Genomic DNA, 18,089 nt, shown 5'->3' on the forward strand with positions numbered 1-18,089 from the left:
CCGCGCGGCGCCCCGGCCCCCCCGCCGAGGAGTGGGGCGCTGCGGTCGCCGCGCGCGGGGGGGGGGGCTTGCGCCCCCCCCCCCCCGCCTGTGTAGGTCCGGGGGCTCAGCCCTCCGCGGCCACGATCTCCCGGCAGCGCTCCACATCCGCGGCCATCTGCTCCAGCAGGGCCTCCAGCGAGTCGAACTTGGCCTGGCCACGGACGTAGGCGAGGAAGTCGACGGCGACGTGCAGGCCGTACAGGTCGAGGCCGACGCGGTCGATGGCGTACGCCTCCACCGTGCGCTCGGTGCCGTCGAACTGCGGGTTGGTGCCGACGGAGATCGCGGCCGGCATGACCTCGCCCTGGGCGTGCAGATAGCCGGCGTACACGCCGTCGGCGGGGATCGCGGTGTGCGGCAGCGTCTCCACGTTGGCCGTGGGGAAGCCCAGTTCGCGGCCGCGCTGGGCGCCACGCACGACGACACCCTCCACGCGGTGCGGGCGGCCCAGGATCTCGCGGGCGCCGTGCATGTCGCCCGCGGCGACCAGACGGCGGGTCAGCGTCGAGGAGAACGGCTCGCCGCCGCCCGCCTCACCGGAGACGTACAGATCGACGACCTCGACCTCGAAGTCGTAGACCTTGCCCTGCTCGGCGAGGAACTCGACGTTCCCGGCGGCCTTGTGGCCGAAGCGGAAGTTGGGGCCCTCCACGACCGCCCTGGCGTGCAACTTGTCCACCAGGACCTTCACCACGAAATCGGCGGGCGAGAGCTTCGAGAACTCGGTGGTGAAGGGGAGGATCAGGACGGCGTCGACGCCCAGTTCGCCCATCAGCTCGGCGCGCCGGTGGTGCGGGGCGAGCAGCGGCGGGTGGCTGCCGGGGCGGACGACCTCGCTGGGGTGCGGGTCGAAGGTGACCACCACGGCGGGGACGCCCAGCTCGCGCGCGCGGTCGACGGCATGCTTGATGATCAGCTGGTGGCCGCGGTGGACGCCGTCGTAGGAACCGATGGTGACGACGCTGCGCCCCCAGTCCTGGGGGATGTCCTCCAAGCCACGCCAGCGCTGCACTGTGACCGCTCCTCGAACCCGTGTCCGTATTGACTCTCAAGACTTGCGCAGGTCTAAGGGTGCCATGCCGGGTGCCCGGGACTCGCATCGGCATCAGGGCTGTGACGGGGCGCACGTTCACCCGGGCCCCGGACCGCTGCTCCGTGCACACCGGTACGCACCGGCCCGTACCGGCCGCCCGCTCACGCCGGTACGCGCACGCCCGCCAGGTTCTCCAGCATGCGGCGGGCGCTGGGGCCCACGACGGCGGCCCAGTCGTCGGGGGTGTCGGTCAGCCAGCGGGTCACCAGGGCGGCGAAACCGGGGACATGGCGGCCGAGGTCGACCAGGCTCCGGTCGAAGCGGGTGGCGCCCTCGGGGGTGCGGACGAGGAGCAGGCCCGTGCGGTGGACCAGGCCGCGGGCCTCCGCCTCCGTCTCCGGGCCGCCGCGGTGCTCGGCGGCCGCGTGCAGGACGGCGACCAGGACGGAGGGGTCCCGTTCGCGGGCGAGGAGGGCCTCCAGGAGTTCGCGGCGCAGCGGGCGGGAGGCGGGGGTGCCGGGCGCGGCGAGCACGGTGGCGAGGGCGGCGCGGAGCGGTTCGGGGCCGTCGTCGAGAAGGCCGGTGACCAGGGGCAGCAGCACCGGCCGGGCGGTGGGGCCCTCGGTCAGACGGCGGTCGACGCGGGCGGCGACCCGGCCCGCGGTCTCCGGGCGCCGCCGCACCGCCTCCTGGACCAGGGACGCGGCCCGCCGGGCGACGGCCGGGGTGGCGACCTCGGCGACGAGGGCGCCCAGGGTGGTCAGGGACGCCTCCGCGTCCGGGCCGCGCAGCCGGGCGCGGAAGGCCTCCAGGACCGGCTCCGGGTGGGTGCTGAGGGCCGGGAACAGGGCGGACGGCGGGAGGTGCGGATCGCCGTCGGCGAAGTGGCGCAGCGCCTCGGGCAGGTGCGCCTCGCGGGTGTGCGGGTCGTGGACGAGCAGGGCGAGGGCACCGGCGTGCAGGCCGCTGTCGTCGGGGCGGGCGAGCAGGGCGAGCGCGGCGTGCCGCAGCAGCTCGCGATCGGCCGCCGAGCGGGCGTGGGGGGCGACGCGCGGCCCGTGGGCCACCGCCGCGGCCCGGCGGGCGGGACGCTCGTCGCGCGCCCAGCGGCCGACGGCCCGGCAGACGGCCCCGGGCTCCTCCTCGGCGAGCACGGTGAGCAGTTCGTCGGCGCGCCGGTGCCCGCTCGCCACCAGCGCGTCGACGAGTTCGTCCAGGGCGCCGTGCCGGTGGGTGTGCAGCAGCGCCTGGGCGGCGGTGGCCACGGTGGCGTGCGGGGTCGCGGGCAGCAGCCGCTCGTCCTCGAACCAGCGGGTCAGCTCCGGTTGTACGGCGCCGGGTGCGGCGGCGAGCAGCCGGGCGACGGCGTCGAGGTAGCGCGCGTCGGGAGGGCGTTCGTCGGCCCCGGACCGGCGCTCGGCGCCGGGGTCGGGCGGGGGCGGGGACGCGGACGGGGGCGGGGGCGGGGGCGGATCGGCGAGCACGAGCCGGCGCAGCAGGTCGAGGCGGGCGGCCGCCGGAAGGGGCAGGGCGGTCCAGAAGGCGGGGCCGAACTCCCCCGGCACGGGCCGCCGTTCACCGCGCCAGGCGACGACCCGGTCGGCGAGCAGGCGCAGCACCTCGGTGTACGGCGCCGCGTCCGGCACCTGGAGCAGGGTCCGGGCGAGCAGCCGGGCGGCCCACCAGGAGCCGTTGTCGCGATCACGCGGCGGCGCGGGCGGAGCGGACGGATCCCAGGAGAGGTCCTGAGCTGCGGGCAGGCTGAGATCCAGGGAGTCGATCAACTCCCTGAGACAGAAGCCGAGTCGGCGGGTGCCGTGCTGTCGGGCCAGAAGCAGCAGCGCCTGCACGACGGGGCCGACGCGGTGGTGCGGTACGGGCACCGGGTGCGCCTCACGGGCGGTACGGGGGCGGTGGACGAGGGCGTACAGGGCCTCGTCCAGGTCGAGGTGCATGCCCTGGATCCAGTCCGCCAGCTCCTCGTCGGCGAAGCGGTAGCCGCCGCCGGCCGGGACGAGCAGTCCCTCGGTGAGGACGGCGGAGGCCCAGCCGGTGCCGCCGCCGAGCCGGGCCGGGGCGGGTCCCCACGGGAACACCGCCTCGAAGGACTCCCGGTCCAGTTCGCCCTGGCCCGGACCGAGGCTGCGCCGGGCGGCCTCGTGCACCTGTCCGGCGACCCGGGCCGCGAGCCGCCGTACGGCCGTGCCGCGCAGGCCGCTCGCGGCGGCGAGGCGGACCGCGATGCGCAGACACATCAGGTCCAGGTGGGCGGCGAACACCTCGTGCCGGTCGACGGGCCCGGCGTACGGCGCGTCCGGGAGCGCCGCCCGCACCTCGGCGAGCAGCCGCAGGGTGAGCGGGTGCCGGGCGTCCCGGTATGCCAGAACGCCGTCGGGGATGCCGTACCGGGCGCGCGCCCGCCGGGCCTCCTCGGGGGTGAAGTCACCGACTCGCAGGCAGGACGGGAGGGCGGTGTGCGGGGGACGTGCCGGGGGGCACGGAGATTCGGGCGCGGTGGGGGCGGGGTCCTGCGGGGTGTGGAGAAGGTCCGGGGGGAAGCAGGTGGCGGCGCGTTCCCAGTACTCCTCGCGGCAGGCCACCACCAGTCGCGCCCCGGTGCGCCGGAGCCAGTCCGCCGTGCCCCTGGTCCACTCGGGAAGGCGGTGGGCGAGGACGGGCGGCATCTCCTCGGGGCCGTCGAGCAGAAGCAGCAGGGGGCGGCCGGCCCGGGCGGCGAGGTGGGCCAGGTGCTCCGGGGTGACGTCGCCGAGGTCGCCGGGGTGCACGGATCGGGCGGCGGCGACGATCCGGGCGGCCCGCTCCAGGGTGCGACGCGCCGCGTCGGCCACCGAGTCGTCGGTGTCGTGCAGGTCGGCGCCGCGCAGCCACAGCGTGGGTGCCGGCCGTTCGCCCCGGGTCCGGCGGGCGGCGAGGGCCGCGAGTTCCGTCGTACGGCCGCTGCCCGGGGCGCCGACCAGCCCGAGGACGGCCCGCTCGCCCTCGGCGAAGGCGGCCAGCTCCCGGACGACGGCGGTCCGCTCGATGGCCTCGCCCGCCCCGCTGAGGGCGCCGGGCGGTCCGTCCTGGGCCACGGAGGTGACGGTCAGTTCCAGGATCCCGGCGGGGTTGAGGTCGGTGCCGTAGGCGGGCACGGTGGCCGCGTTGCGGGCGAGCAGCTCGGCGAGGGGGCCGTCGGCGGGCCGCAGGGGCACGGCGAAGCCCGCGTCGCGCTGGGCGGTGTGCAGGGCGGTGCCGAGGACCCCGAGGACCGCGCCGGTGCACGCGTCGAGCACCGGGCCGCCGGCCGCGCCGCCGCCCAGCCGGAGCGCGTCCCGCCCCGCCGTGCCGATGGCCAGCTCCAGGGCGTCCTCGACGAGGTGGAAGCCGTCGGTGGAGGTGTACGTCACCTCCGTGGCGGCCAGCACCCGGGCCTCGCGCCAGCAGCCCGCGGGGATCCGTACATAGGTGCCGGCGTCCACGCGCTCGTGCTGGGTCAGCGGCAGCGGGTCCACGCCCAGGCCCTCGGTGCGGACCAGCGCGAGGTTCCGCTCGGGCAGCGCGGTGACGGCGTCGGGTCCCACCACACAGGTGCGGTCGCCCGCGCCGTGCAGCACCAGCCGGGCGAGGCCGTCGACGGCCTCGTGGCTGGTGAGGAGGGTGCCGTCGTGGTCGGCGAGAAAGCCGACCCCGCGCGGCCGGCCGGCGAGGTCACGGATGTGCACGAGGGCACTGTCGTCGGCGCGAGGAGTCCGGGCCGGCGTCGGCACCTCACCCGGCTCACCACCACCGGGGTTCGTAACCGGGCGGTCGGTGTGGTTGCCCTTGTGTCCCGTTCCCGCCATGGCCGTACCTCCCCGCCCTGCCGCGTGCCCTGGCTCCCGACGGTAGGCGGGTGATGATCGGCGGGACAGATCGCGCGATGAACGCGCCCCCTTCCGCTCCCCCGCTTCACTCCGAGCGCCTGCCCGGACGGGTGAATAGGCGCGGGCCGCTGGATAACCCTAGGGGAGGGGGAACCGAGGGGGGACCGTGGAGCGGCGGCAGGGGCCCGACCCCGTGGCCGGCCGCCGCTCCACGGACAGCGCTCCCCGCGCGGGGGGGCGCCGTCCGTGGGCGGGGCGGGCGCAGGTCAGCCGAAGACGGCCAGGCTCTTGGCCTTGCCCTTGTGCTGCTCGACGAGCGCCAGGAAGCGACCCTGGGGGTCGAAGACGGCGACCGGGCCGGCGCCCGCGTACTCGTCGGGCATCTCCAGGCGGACGCCGTTCAGCAGCAGCCGGCCGCGCTTGGCGTCCACCTGCCAGCGCGGGAAGGCGGCCCCGGCGGCCTCGGCGACCGGCATCACGGTCAGCTCCTGCTGGAGCTGGTCCAGCGTCCTCGCCGCGTCCAGCTTGTACGGCCCGACCCGGGTGCGGCGCAGCGCGGTGAGATGGCCGCCGACGCCGAGGTCGGCGCCGAGGTCGCGGGCGAGGGCACGGATGTAGGTGCCGGAGGAGCAGACCACGGAGACGACCAGGTCCAGGACCTGGGTGCCGTCGTCGGCGACGGCGTCCCGAACGTCGTAGACCGCGAAGGAGGAGACGGTGACCGGGCGGGCCGGGATCTCGAAGTCCTCGCCCTCGCGGGCCCGCTTGTACGACCGTACGCCGTCGATCTTGATGGCGCTGACCTTGGACGGCACCTGCATGATCTCGCCGGTCAGCTTGGCGATGCCGGCGTCGATGGCGTCCCGGGTGATCTTGGTGGCGTCGGTGGACGAGGTGATCTCGCCCTCGGCGTCGTCGGTGACCGTGTTCTGGCCCAGGCGGATGGTGCCCAGGTACTCCTTCTCGGTCAGCGCGAGGTGGCCGAGGAGCTTGGTGGCGCGTTCGACACCGAGGACCAGGACGCCGGTCGCCATCGGGTCGAGGGTGCCGGCGTGGCCGACGCGGCGGGTCCTGGCGATCCCGCGCATCTTGGCGACCACGTCGTGCGAAGTGAAGCCCGACGGCTTGTCGACGATGACAAGGCCGTCGGGCGGGGTGGGCTTGCTGGTCATTCGGCGGTGTCGTCCGTCTCGTCGTCGGCGTCCGGCTTCCGGTACGGGTCCGCACCGGCCGCGTAGGCGGCGCCCGCGGAGGCCTCGCGGACCTTCGCGTCGGACTGCCGGGCCTTGTCGAGGAGGTCCTCGATGGTCCGGGCGGTGTCCGGCAGGGCGTCCGCGACGAAGGTCAGGGTCGGCGTGAACTTCACACCGGCGGCCCTGCCGACCTCCGAGCGGAGGATGCCCTTGGCGCTCTCCAGGCCGGCGGCCGCGGCCGCGCGCTCCTCGTCGTCGCCGTAGACCGTGTAGAAGACGGTCGCCTCCCGCAGGTCACCCGTGACCCGGGTGTCCGTGATGGTGACGTGCGAGCCGAGCCGCGGGTCCTTGATCCCGCGTTGCAGCTTCTGGGCCACCACCTCCCGGATGAGGTCCGCCAGCCTTTTCGCCCGAGCGTTGTCGGCCACTGGTCCGTCTCCCGTTCTTTCTTCTTCGTGCGTTTCGTGGTCTGGTCGTCGGGTGGTCAGTCGTCCTCGCCGTGGAAGCGCCGTCGGACGGACAGCAGCTCCACTTCGGGGCGGCCGGCGACCAGCCGTTCACACCGGTCGAGTACGTCGCTGAGATGCCCCGCGTCGCCGGAGACCATCGCGAGACCGATGACGGCCCGGCGATGGAGGTTCATGTGGTCCACCTCGGCCGCGCTCACCGCGTACTTCCGCTGGAGGTCGGCGACGATCGGGCGGACGACGGAGCGCTTCTCCTTCAGCGAGTGGACGTCGCCGAGGAGGATGTCGAAGGACAGAGTCCCCACGTACATGTGTGTAACCGGTTCACCCGCCGGTACGGGATCGATGGCCTCGGAGCCACGGTACCGCCTGGCTGCCGGTGTCTCGACCGGGTTTATCGGCGTCCCCCGGGAACGCCGAGCTGGCCGGCGGGACCGTGATCCCGCCGGCCAGCTTCACACACCTCGGGCCGTTACGCCCGCGGCTTCTCCCGCATCTCGTACGTCGCGATGACGTCGTCGACCTTGATGTCGTTGAAGTTGCCGAGGTTGATACCGCCCTCGTAGCCTTCGCGGATCTCGGTGACGTCGTCCTTGAAGCGACGCAGGCCCTCGATGTTGAGGTTCTCCGCGACCACCTTGCCGTCGCGGATGAGGCGCGCCTTGGTGTTGCGCTTGACCTCGCCCGAGCGGATGAGGACACCGGCGATGTTGCCCAGCTTGGACGACTTGAAGACCTCGCGGATCTCCGCCGTACCCAGCTCGACCTCTTCGTACTCCGGCTTGAGCATGCCCTTGAGGGCCGCCTCGATCTCCTCGATCGCCTGGTAGATGACCGAGTAGTACCGGACGTCCACACCCTCGCGCTCGGCCATCTGCGCCGCGCGGCCGGCCGCGCGGACGTTGAAGCCGATCACGATGGCGTCGGAGCCCATCGCCAGGTCGATGTCGGACTCCGTGACCGCACCGACGCCGCGGTGCAGGACGCGGATGTCGACCTCTTCGCCGACGTCCAGCTGGAGCAGGGAGGACTCCAGGGCCTCGACGGAACCAGAAGCGTCACCCTTGATGATCAGGTTCAGCTGCTGGACCTCGCCGGCCTTGAGCACCTTGTCCAGGTCCTCCAGGGACACGCGGCGCGTGCGCTTGGCGAAGGCCGCGTTGCGCTCACGGGCGGCACGCTTCTCGGCGATCTGACGGGCCGTACGGTCCTCGTCCACCACCAGGAAGTTGTCACCCGCACCCGGGACGTTGGTCAGGCCCAGGACCTGGACCGGCGTCGACGGGCCGGCCTCGGCGACGTTGTTGCCGTTGTCGTCGAGCATGGCGCGGACCCGGCCGTAGGCGTCGCCCACGACCATCGTGTCGCCGACCCGCAGCGTGCCTCGCTGGACGAGGACCGTCGCCACGGCACCACGGCCGCGGTCGAGGCGGGACTCGATCGAGATGCCCTGCGCGTCCTGGTTCGGGTTGGCCCGCAGGTCGAGCGAGGCGTCGGCCGTGAGGATCACGGCCTCCAGCAGCGAGTCGATGTGCAGACCCTGCTTGGCGGAGATGTCGACGAACATGGTGTCGCCGCCGTACTCCTCGGCCACCAGGCCGTACTCGGTCAGCTGACCGCGCACCTTGGTCGGGTCGGCACCCTCGACGTCGATCTTGTTGACCGCGACCACGATCGGCACGTCGGCCGCCTTGGCGTGGTTGAGCGCCTCGACCGTCTGCGGCATGACGCCGTCGTTGGCCGCGACGACCAGGATCGCGATGTCGGTCGACTTCGCACCGCGGGCACGCATGGCGGTGAACGCCTCGTGACCCGGGGTGTCGATGAAGGTGATCTTGCGCTCTTCGTCGTTGACCTCGGTCGCGACCTGGTAGGCACCGATGTGCTGGGTGATGCCGCCGGCCTCGCCCGCGATGACGTTCGTCTTGCGGATCGCGTCGAGCAGTCGGGTCTTACCGTGGTCGACGTGACCCATGACGGTCACCACCGGCGGACGGACGACCAGGTCCTCCTCGTCGCCCTCGTCCTCGCCGAACTCGATGTCGAAGGACTCGAGCAGCTCGCGGTCCTCCTCCTCCGGGCTGACGACCTGAACCGTGTAGTTCATCTCGTCGGCGAGGAGGTGAAGGGTCTCGTCGGAGACGGACTGCGTGGCAGTGACCATCTCGCCGAGGTTCATCATGACCGCGACGAGCGACGCCGGGTTGGCGTTGATCTTCTCCGCGAAGTCGGTGAGCGACGCGCCGCGGGAGAGACGGATGGTCTCGCCGTTGCCGCGCGGCAGCATCACGCCGCCGACGCTCGGGGCCTGCATGGCCTCGTACTCCTGGCGCCTCTGCCGCTTCGACTTGCGGCCACGACGCGCGGGACCACCGGGACGGCCGAAGGCACCCTGCGTGCCACCGCGGCCACCGGGACCGCCGGGACGGCCACCGAAGCCGGGACGGCCACCGCCGCCACCGGCGCCCGGACCACCCGGACGGCCGGCGAAGCCGCCGCCACCGCCGGCACCACCGGGACGACCGGCGAAGCCGCCGCCACCGCCACCGGGACGACCGGCGAAGCCGCCGCCGGGACGACCGCCGCCGCCACCGGGACGACCGCCGGCACCGGGACCGCGGCCGCCGGGGCCACCGCCGCCCGGACGCGGGCCGGCAGCGGGACGCTGCGGCATCATGCCGGGGTTCGGACGCGGACCGGCCGGGCCGGGACGCGGGCCGCCGCCCTGCGGGCGGGGCATGCCGGCCGGGGTCGGCCGGGGACCGCCGGGAGCCTGCGGACGCGGACCGCCGCCCTGGGCGCCGGGCGCCTGCGGACGGGGACCGGCGCCGGGGGCACCGGGTCCGCCGGGACGCGGACCGCCCTGCGGGCGCGGGGCCTGCGGACGGGCCATACCGGCGTTGCCGCCGGAGGTGAAGGGGTTGTTGCCCGGGCGCGGACCGGACGGACGGGCACCCGGACGCGGGGCCTGGCCGGGACGCTGACCGCCCTGGCCCGGACGGGCCGCCTGGCCCTGGCCGGGAGCGGCCGGACGGGAGCCACCGGGCTTGGGAGCACCGGGACGGCCACCGCCACCGGGACGCGGACCCTGCGCGGCCGGGGCCTGCGGGGTCTGCGCGGCCGGAGCGGCCGGCGGAGCGGTGAACTCCGGGGCGGCCGGGGCCGGGCGCGGCGCGGGCTTGGGGCCCGGCACCGGACGCGGACCGGGGGTCGCCGCGGGGGCCGCGGGCGCGGCGGGCGCCGACGGGGCCGCGGGCTGCTGGGCCGCGGGCGTCACCGGCTTGGGGGCGCCCGGCTTCGGAGCAGCCGGACGTGCCGCCTGCGCCGGGGCGGGCGCGGCGGGCTTGGGGGCGGCCTTGCGCGGGGCGGGCTTGCCGGCGGACTTGCCGTTGCCACCGCCCTGGAAGGCGTCGGTCAGCTTGCGTACAACGGGCGCTTCGATGGTCGAAGACGCCGAACGGACGAATTCACCGAGCTCCTGGAGCTTGGCCATGACGACCTTGCTCTCCACTCCGAACTCCTTGGCGAGTTCGTAAACCCGGACCTTAGCCACTTCGCTCCTTTGAGGTCCGGGTGAAGCCGGACCGTCGCTAGTTCATGGGCGTACTCATCGCGTACTCATCGAGTGCTCATCGCAATCTCGACCTGCTTTCGACTCGCGAGGTACCAGACCGCACGGTGTTCCGTGCGGTACGTCTTACGGCGTTGCCTGCTTGGCAACTGTCGTCTGCTCGACGTGCTGGCGCAACGCCTTTGTGTCGAGCGGTCCCGGGACGCGCAGTGCCCGCGGGAACGCCCGGCGGCGTACCGCCTGGTCGAAACAGACCAGGGCGGGGTGTACGTACGCACCCCGGCCGGGCAGCGTACCGCGAGGATCGGGGACGCATGCGTCCTCGATCACCACGATCCGCAGGAGATCAGTCTTGGCCGTCCGCTCCCGGCACCCCACACAGGTGCGTTCAGGGCATGCTCCGGCGTGCGTCCGGCCAGACACGGTTAAGTCTACCTCCCCGTACCGACCTCACCCCTATGGGGCAAAGATCGAACGGCTGTTGTCGTGATCTCAGCGGCCTGCGGCCGGGATTTATTCCCCGTGGGGGTCCCCGGCCGCTTCCGTCATTCCCCGGCCTGCTCGGTGTCGGGCCGGATGTCGATGCGCCAGCCGGTGAGGCGGGCGGCGAGGCGGGCGTTCTGCCCCTCCTTGCCGATCGCCAGGCTGAGCTGGTAGTCCGGCACGGTCACCCGGGCGGAGCGGGTGGCCATGTCGACAACCTCCACCTTGCTCACCCGAGCGGGTGACAGGGCGTTCGCGACCATCTCGGCCGGGTCGTCCGACCAGTCGACGATGTCGATCTTCTCGCCGTTCAGCTCGCCCATGACATTGCGCACACGGCCGCCCATGGGGCCGATGCAGGCGCCCTTGGCGTTCAGGCCCGAACGGGTGGACCGTACGGCGATCTTGGTGCGGTGACCGGCCTCACGGGCGATCGCCGCGATCTCGACGGAGCCGTCGGCGATCTCCGGCACCTCCAGGGCGAAGAGCTTCTTCACCAGGTTGGGGTGGGTGCGGGAGAGGGTCACGGAGGGGCCGCGGACGCCCTTGGCCACCCGGACGACGTAGGACCGCAGGCGCATGCCGTGCGGGTACGTCTCACCGGGCACCTGCTCCTGCACCGGCAGGATGGCCTCCAGCTTGCCGATGTCGACCAGGACGTTCTTCGGGTCGCGGCCCTGCTGGACCACACCGGTGACGATGTCGCCCTCGCGGCCGGCGTACTCGCCGAGCGTGGCGTCGTCCTCCGCGTCCCGCAGTCGTTGCAGGATCACCTGCTTGGCGGTGGTGGCGGCGATCCGTCCGAAGCCCGACGGGGTGTCGTCGAACTCGCGCGGCTCCTGCCCCTCCTCCAGGTCCTCGGGGTCCTCCTTCGCCCACACGGTCACATGCCCGGTCTCCCGGTTGAGCTCCACGCGCGCGTGTCGGCGGCTTCCCTCGGTGCGGTGGTAGGCGATGAGGAGGGCCGACTCGATCGCTTCGACCAGCAGGTCGAAGGAGATCTCCTTCTCCCGGACCAAGCCCCGCAGGGCGCTCATGTCGATGTCCACGGCTACGCCTCCTCTTCTTCCTTCATGTCCTTCTTGTCCGCTTTGTCCTTGCGGTTGAACTCGACCTGCACGCGCGCCTTCGCGATCTCCGGGAAGCCGAGCCTGCGGCTGGTGGCCTTGCGGCCCTTGACCCCGGGGACCTCGACGTCGATGCCGTCCTCGTCCACCGTCAGGATCCGGGCGAGCAGCTCGCCGCCCTCGGTCAGCTGGAACTTCACGAGCCGGTCGGTGGCGCGGACGAAGTGCCGGTGCTCGGTGAGGAGGCGCTCGGCGCCGGGGGTTCCGACCTCCAGGTCGTACGCGCCCTCGCCCATCGCGTTGGTCTCGTCGAGCTTCGCCGAGAGCGCACGGCTCACATCGGCGATCGTGTCCAGATCCGCTCCGTTGTCGGAGTCGACGACCACGCGCAGCACTCGCTTGCGTCCCACGGAGTCCACGGCGATCTCTTCGAGATCCAGCCCTTGCGAGGTGACGAGCGGTTCGAGCAGCTCTCGCAGCCTCTCGCTCTGGGTGGTGCTCATCCGGGTGACTCCTCGGCCGCGTGTGCTGTTGTGGGATGGGTCGCGTGTCTGCTCAAAGGGTATCCGGTCGCGGGGAGTGTTGCGTCCTGCCTCCCGCGGCGGGCGGTGCGGACAGCGGCTCGGTCGAGCAGAGCCGCGGAGCCGGTGACATCACGCCACGGGATGCGCGGGTACCGTGATCACGGCGGGCCGGTCTCCCGCCCGTGTGTTCGTACGAGCCCCCGAGGACGTCAGCCGTGCCGTACCCCCCGCCGTCGCGCATCCCCTCGGGGCCGCGCAGAAGAACCCTGCTCGCCTCGGCCGCCGGGGCCGCCCTGCTGGCCGGCTGCTCGGCCGACCCGGACTCCGGCACCGATGCCGCCACGGCGGCCGCCGACCGGGTACGCGCGCGTGCGGCACGGGACAGCCAGGCGCTGCTGGCGCAGTACGACGCGGCCCTCACGGCCCATCCGGGGCTCGCGGAGCGGCTGCGCCCGCTGCGGGCGGAGGTCGCGGCCCACGCGGCGGCGTTCGCGAGCGGTACGACGCCCACGCCGAGCGCGTCGGCATCCGCGTCCCCCTCCCCCGCCCCGGTACCGGCCACCGAGCGGGCCGCCCTCGCCGGGCTGGCCGCGGCCGAGCGGGACCTCGCCGACCGGCGGGCGAAGGAACTCCTGGACGTGCCGGGCGAGACGGCCCGGCTGCTGGCCTCCGTGGCCGCCGCCGGCGCCGCGCACGCCTACCTGCTGACGGAGGGGCCGAAGTGAGCGAGCGGACCGAGCACACGGCGGCGTACGGCCAGGCGGCCGCCGGCACCGCGCACAGCTGCCTGCCCACCAAGGAGGCCAAGTGAGCGAGCGGGCCGAGTACGCGCCGGCGTACGGCCACGTGGCCGCCGGCACCGCGCACACCTGTCTGCCCAGCAAGGAGGCCAAGTGAGCCAGCGGCCGGAGAAGAGAAAGGCGGACCCGGGAGAGCTGACCGCGCTCCAGGCGGCCCTCGCGGCCGAGCACGCGGCGGTGTACGGGTACGGCGTCGTCGGCGGACAGATCGGCCCGCGGCGGCGCGCCGAGGCCCGGGCCGCGTACGACGCCCACCGGGCCCGCCGGGACGCGCTCGGCCGCCAGGTGCGCGATCTGGGCGGCGAGCCGGTGCCCGCGAGCGCCGCGTACGCGCTGCCGTTCCCGGTGCGGGACCCGGCGGACGCCGTCACGCTGGCCGCACGGCTGGAGCAGCGGGTGGCCGGGGTCTACTCGGACCTGGTGCGGGCGGCGACCGGCGCGCGGCGCGCGGACGCGGCCGCGGCGCTGCGGGAGGCCGCGGTACGGGCGGTGCGCTGGAGCGGGCGGAGCGTAGCCTTCCCTGGGCTCGCCGAGCGGGGCGGCGAGGACACCGGCGCGGCCGGCCCGACGGCGTCGCCCTCCGCCTCGGCTTCCTCCGCGCCGTGAGTGCGCGTAGGACGGTATGACGGGACCCCGACGGGAAGGGAACGACTCGCGCATGGCTTTCGAACCGCCGCAGCGCCTGGTGAGGGCGCTCGGGGAGACGGCACCGGCCGGCGACGACTGGCTGTCCCGGCTGCCCGGGACGGCCGAAGAGGCCCTCGCCCGGCGCGAGTTGACCGTCGAGCGGGTGCAGGTGCCGGGCGGCCGCAGCAGCCTCGTGGTGCTGGTGCGGCGGGCCGACGGCACCCCGGCCGTACTGAAGCTGGCCCCGCCGCGGGCCCGTCCGGGCAGTGAGCGGGCGGCGCTGGCGCACTGGGGCGGGCTGGGTGCCGTACAGCTGCTGGAGGCGGAGCCCGAGGAGGGGGTGCTGCTGCTGGAGCGGCTGCACCCGGATGTGTCGGTGCGCTCGCTGCCGGAGGCGAAGGCCCTGCTGGAGGCGGCGGGCACGCTGCGCCGGCTGTGGGTGGAGCCGCCGTCCGGGGAGGTCTTCGAGACCGTCGCGGAGCGCACCGGGCGGCAGGCGGCGGCGATGCGGGCGGGCGCCGAGTCCGCGCCCGAGGCGGCGCCGCTGGTGGATGCGGCGCTCGCGGCGCGCGAGGAGCTGCTGGCCGCGCCGCCCGAGCGGCGGTTGCTGCACGGCACGTTCCGGCAGAGCAAGGTGCTGGCCGGGGAGCGGATGCCGTGGCTGGCGGTGGGACCGGACCCGGTGGTCGGCGAGTGCGCGTTCGATCTGGCGCGGCTGGTGCGGGACCGGGTGGAGGACCTGATCGCGACGCCGTCCGGCGCCGCGACGACGCGCCGCCGGATCAAGCGGCTCGCCGAGTCGCTGGAGGTGGACCAGGAGCGGTTGCGCGGCTGGACGCTGTTCCGGGCGGTGGAGTCGGGAGTGCGGGCGCTCCGCGTGGGCCGGCCGCAGGACGCGGAGCTGCTGCTGGAGTTCGCGGGCTGGCTCTAGGGTCTCCCCCGACGCCCGACGCCCGACGCCCGATGCCCGATGCGGGCCCGCGCCCCCGGAAAGGGGCGCGGGGACCGGACGGTGGTCAGGCCGTCAGGCGGGCGATCGCGTCCTCGACCGACAGCTCCTCGCGCTCGCCGGTCTTGCGGTCCTTCAGCTCCAGGACGCCCTCGCCGGAGCGGCGGCCGGCGACCAGGATCTGCGGTACGCCGATCAGCTCGGCGTCCGTGAACTTCACGCCCGGGGAGACGCCGGCCCGGTCGTCCACCAGGACCCGGACGCCCGCGGCGGCGAGCTTCTCGGCGACGTCGAGGGCCAGCTCGGTCTGGAGCGCCTTGCCCGCGGCGACGACGTGCACATCGGCCGGGGCGATCTCCTTGGGCCAGACCAGGCCGTGCTCGTCGGCGCTCTGCTCGGCGATGGCCGCGACCGCGCGGGAGACGCCGATGCCGTAGGAGCCCATGGTGACCCGGACCGGCTTGCCGTTCTGGCCGAGGACGTCGAGCTTGAGGGCGTCGGTGTACTTGCGGCCCAGCTGGAAGATGTGGCCGATCTCGATGGCGCGGTCCAGCTTCAGGCCGGTGCCGCACTTGGGGCAGGGGTCGCCCTCCTGGACCACGACCACGTCCACGTACGCGTCGACCTGGAAGTCACGGCCGGCGACGACGTTCCTGGCGTGCGTGTGCTCCTTGTTGGCGCCGGTGATCCAGGCGGTGCCGGGGGCGACGCGCGGGTCGGCGAGGTACTTCACCTTCTCGCCCAGGCCCTGCGGGCCGACATAGCCGCGGACCAGGTCGGGGCGGCCGGCGAAGTCGGCCTCGGTGACCATCTCGACGGTGGCCGGGGCGAAGTGCGCCTCGACCTTGTCCAGGTCGACCTCGCGGTCCCCGGGCACGCCCACGGCGACGATCTCGCCGTCCACCTTGACCAGCAGGTTCTTCAGCGTGGCGGAGGCCGGGACGCCGAGCGAGGCGGCCAGGGTCTCGATGGTCGGGGTGTCGGGGGTGGGGATCTCCTCCAGCGCGGGCACCGCCGAGCCGTCGACCTCCTTCAGCCCGTAGGTGATCGCCTCGGTGTTGGCGGCGAAGTCGCAGTTCGGGCAGTCGGCGAAGGTGTCCTCGCCGGCCTCGGCCGGGGCCAGGAACTCCTCCGACTTCGAGCCGCCCATGGCGCCCGCGGTGGCCGCGCAGATCCGGTAGTCCAGGCCGAGACGCTCGAAGATCCGCTGGTACGCCTGGCGGTGCAGGGCGTACGACTGGGCGAGGCCCTCGTCCTCGAGGTCGAAGGAGTACGAGTCCTTCATCAGGAACTCACGGCCGCGCAGGATGCCGGCGCGGGGGCGGGCCTCGTCGCGGAACTTGGTCTGGATCTGGTAGAGGATCACCGGCAGGTCCTTGTAGGACGTGCACTGGTCCTTGACCAGGAGGGTGAAGATCTCCTCGTGCGTCGGACCGAGCAGGTAGTCGCCGCCCTTGCGGTCCTTGAGCCGGAACAGCTCCTGGCCGTACTCGTCCCAGCGGCCGGTGGCCTCGTACGGCTCACGGGGCAGCAGCGCGGGAAGGGTGACCTCCTGGGCGCCGATGGCGTCCATCTCCTCGCGGACGATCCGCTCCACGTTGGAGAGGACCTTCTTGCCGAGGGGCAGCCAGCTCCAGATGCCGGCGGCGGTGCGGCGGACGTAGCCGGCGCGGACGAGGAGCTTGTGGCTGAGGACCTCGGCGTCCGCCGGGTCGTCGCGCAGCGTCTTCGCCATCAACTGGGACATGCGCTGGACCGGTGCGTTCGCCATGGTTCTCGTACTCCTGCCAAGAAAACGGTGATGGCAAGGAGGTTAGCCGGGCCGACTGCGGGGGTGGAAATCGGTTAACACCTGCGGAGCGGCAGGGGGGCGCCCATCACTGCGTACGGCCGTGGCGCGCTCGGGAAGTGCACCTGGCGGGCGAGGTCGGCGTAGCCGAGGGAGTGGTAGAGGCCGCGGGCGGGGCTGTCGGTGTCGATCGCGGAGAGGATCGAGCGCGGCTCGGTGGCGCTGTCGGTGATGGTGGTGATCAGGCTGCGGCCGATGCCCCGGTTCTGGTGGTCGGGGTGGACGTGCAGCTCGGTGATGACGAAGGAGTCGTCGAGCCAGTACTCGTTGCCGCCCGCGCGCAGGTACGGTTCCACGACCGTGGACCACCAGTGGGTGCGGGAGTTGGGCATGCCGTAGACGAACCCGACGAGACGGCCGCCGACGGTCGCGCCGAGGGCGCGGGCGCCCGGGAACTGCATATGGCGCTGGACGATCTGCCGGCGTACGGCCACTTCGTCGGGGCCGAGGCCGAAGGCGACGGCCTGGACCGCCAAGGCCTCGTCGACACGGGCGGAGAGGTCCAGCGGGCCGATCACGAGGTCCATGCGGGGAGCGTACAGGGAAGCGGGCGGGCGCGGTCCGGTCGGCGGCCACCCGTCCGGCCGCAGCGGGCGTCGCTTCAGAAGAGCACGCTCATGAAGGCGCCGACCTCCTGGAAGCCCACCCTGCGGTACGTCCTGCGCGCCGCCGTGTTGAAGTCGTTCACGTACAGGCTGACCACGGGGGCCACGTCCGCGAGGGCGTAGCGCAGGACCGCCGCCATGCCGGGGGCGGCGAGGCCCCTGCCCCGGTACTCCGGGGCCACCCAGACGCCCTGGATCTGGCAGGCCCGGTGGGTGGCGGCGCCGATCTCCGCCTTGAAGACGACCTTGCCGTCGCCGTCGACCCGGGCGAAGGAGCGGCCGGAGCCGACGAGTTCGGCGACCCGGGCCTGGTACAGCAGGCCGCCGTCCCCGGCGAGCGGCGATACGCCGACCTCCTCGGTGAACATCGCCACGCACGCCGGCATGATCGTCTCCATCTCGTCCTTGCGGACGCGGCGGACGTAGGGGTCCGGGGCGATGTCGGCGGGCATCCGGTCGGTGATCATCAGCGGCTGGTGGGCGCGGACCTCGCGGGCCGGACCCCAGTGCGGCTCCAGCAGGCGCCACAGCGCGGCGGTGGATTCGGCGGGGCCGACGATGGAGGAGCAGCGGCGGCCCGCCCGGCGGGCGCGGTCCGCGAAGGCGCGGACGGCGCGCGGGGTGGCGCAGATCGGGACGAGGTTGGCGCCCGCGTAGCACAGGGACGTGAGCATGCCGTCCTCGTACCAGCCCCACATCTCGCCGCCGAGGCGCCAGGGGTCGAGGCCCGCGACCTGGACCCGGGAGGTCACGAAGGCGTTGGCCACAGGCTCGCGGTCGAGGACCGCGAGCGCGGCGTCAAGGTCGCTCGGTTCGAGCACCCGGGAGGTGGTCTGGGTCAACACGTACGGGGCCTCACCGTGGGGTTCCGCTGATCCTCCGCACTATAGCCGCGCTGCTGAAGCGGTGCGCCTTCTGGCTCGGGGCACTTTGCGCGTGGGCGGGTTCCGGTTGTCCGTGGCCGGTCGCGCCCACGCGGCGGAGCCGCATATCGGATACGGCCCGCGCCCCTGAAG

General features: G+C 73.9%; 15 protein-coding genes. 3 read left to right on the forward strand and 12 right to left on the reverse strand.

Features of this window, described 5'->3' with window-relative positions; genetic code table 11:
- Positions 1 to 106: 106 nt before the first annotated feature.
- The 9 genes from ACFVIU_RS00165 to rimP all read right to left on the reverse strand — a co-directional run bounded on the left by ACFVIU_RS00165 (position 107) and on the right by rimP (position 12,222).
- On the reverse strand, positions 107 to 1,054 hold the full coding sequence (locus tag ACFVIU_RS00165; protein WP_385839608.1) for a bifunctional riboflavin kinase/FAD synthetase: 948 nt from the start codon (positions 1,052 to 1,054) through the stop codon (positions 107 to 109).
- A gap of 182 nt (positions 1,055 to 1,236) precedes the next feature.
- A complete protein-coding gene (locus ACFVIU_RS00170) occupies positions 1,237 to 4,917 on the reverse strand; it encodes a trypsin-like peptidase domain-containing protein (RefSeq protein ID WP_385839610.1) in 3,681 nt (1,226 codons plus the stop codon).
- A 287-nt stretch (positions 4,918 to 5,204) separates the two neighbouring features.
- Positions 5,205 to 6,110 carry a tRNA pseudouridine(55) synthase TruB gene (gene truB / locus ACFVIU_RS00175; protein ID WP_385839611.1) on the reverse strand — a complete coding sequence of 302 codons (906 nt, stop codon included), beginning with the start codon at positions 6,108 to 6,110 and terminating at the stop codon, positions 5,205 to 5,207.
- Complete coding sequence (gene rbfA / locus ACFVIU_RS00180; protein ID WP_385839612.1) at positions 6,107 to 6,559, reverse strand: 30S ribosome-binding factor RbfA; 453 nt, start codon at positions 6,557 to 6,559, stop codon at positions 6,107 to 6,109. Before rbfA ends, truB begins: the two co-directional genes overlap by 4 nt.
- 56 nt (positions 6,560 to 6,615) lie before the next feature.
- A complete protein-coding gene (locus ACFVIU_RS00185) occupies positions 6,616 to 6,909 on the reverse strand; it encodes a DUF503 domain-containing protein (RefSeq protein ID WP_385839613.1) in 294 nt (97 codons plus the stop codon).
- Positions 6,910 to 7,070: 161 nt separating this feature from the next.
- On the reverse strand, positions 7,071 to 10,151 hold the full coding sequence (gene infB / locus ACFVIU_RS00190; protein WP_385839614.1) for a translation initiation factor IF-2: 3,081 nt from the start codon (positions 10,149 to 10,151) through the stop codon (positions 7,071 to 7,073).
- A 144-nt stretch (positions 10,152 to 10,295) separates the two neighbouring features.
- Entirely contained in the window at positions 10,296 to 10,592 is a 297-nt protein-coding gene (locus ACFVIU_RS00195; protein ID WP_385839615.1) for a YlxR family protein, read from the reverse strand.
- Between the two features lie 122 nt (positions 10,593 to 10,714).
- Positions 10,715 to 11,701: a transcription termination factor NusA gene (gene nusA / locus ACFVIU_RS00200; RefSeq protein ID WP_385839617.1), complete on the reverse strand. Its 987-nt coding sequence runs from the start codon at positions 11,699 to 11,701 to the stop codon at positions 10,715 to 10,717.
- Between the two features lie 2 nt (positions 11,702 to 11,703).
- Positions 11,704 to 12,222 (reverse strand): ribosome maturation factor RimP, encoded by a 519-nt coding sequence (rimP, locus tag ACFVIU_RS00205; protein ID WP_385839618.1) that lies wholly within the window; start codon positions 12,220 to 12,222, stop codon positions 11,704 to 11,706.
- A 236-nt stretch (positions 12,223 to 12,458) separates the two neighbouring features.
- On the opposite strand from rimP, the gene ACFVIU_RS00210 reads away from it, so the two are divergent.
- The 3 genes from ACFVIU_RS00210 (at position 12,459) to ACFVIU_RS00220 (ending at position 14,601) form a co-directional block, all read left to right on the forward strand.
- Positions 12,459 to 12,968 (forward strand): hypothetical protein, encoded by a 510-nt coding sequence (locus tag ACFVIU_RS00210; RefSeq protein WP_385839619.1) that lies wholly within the window; start codon positions 12,459 to 12,461, stop codon positions 12,966 to 12,968.
- 168 nt (positions 12,969 to 13,136) lie between these two features.
- Positions 13,137 to 13,649 (forward strand): ferritin-like domain-containing protein, encoded by a 513-nt coding sequence (locus ACFVIU_RS00215; protein WP_385839620.1) that lies wholly within the window; start codon positions 13,137 to 13,139, stop codon positions 13,647 to 13,649.
- A gap of 52 nt (positions 13,650 to 13,701) precedes the next feature.
- On the forward strand, positions 13,702 to 14,601 hold the full coding sequence (locus tag ACFVIU_RS00220; protein ID WP_385839622.1) for an aminoglycoside phosphotransferase family protein: 900 nt from the start codon (positions 13,702 to 13,704) through the stop codon (positions 14,599 to 14,601).
- Positions 14,602 to 14,686: 85 nt separating this feature from the next.
- Here the strand turns inward: ACFVIU_RS00220 and ACFVIU_RS00225 are convergent, their stop codons facing one another.
- The 3 genes from ACFVIU_RS00225 to ACFVIU_RS00235 form a co-directional block, all read right to left on the reverse strand.
- Positions 14,687 to 16,390 (reverse strand): proline--tRNA ligase, encoded by a 1,704-nt coding sequence (locus ACFVIU_RS00225; protein WP_385839623.1) that lies wholly within the window; start codon positions 16,388 to 16,390, stop codon positions 14,687 to 14,689.
- 74 nt (positions 16,391 to 16,464) lie between these two features.
- On the reverse strand, positions 16,465 to 16,995 hold the full coding sequence (locus tag ACFVIU_RS00230; RefSeq protein ID WP_385839624.1) for a GNAT family N-acetyltransferase: 531 nt from the start codon (positions 16,993 to 16,995) through the stop codon (positions 16,465 to 16,467).
- Positions 16,996 to 17,069: 74 nt separating this feature from the next.
- Positions 17,070 to 17,918, reverse strand: coding sequence for a GNAT family N-acetyltransferase (locus tag ACFVIU_RS00235; protein WP_385839625.1), 849 nt, complete (start codon positions 17,916 to 17,918; stop codon positions 17,070 to 17,072).
- Between the last annotated feature and the right edge of the window lie 171 nt (positions 17,919 to 18,089).

Source organism: Streptomyces sp. NPDC127190 (assembly GCF_042672505.1).
In the GTDB taxonomy this organism is placed as follows: Bacteria; Actinomycetota; Actinomycetes; order Streptomycetales; family Streptomycetaceae; genus Streptomyces.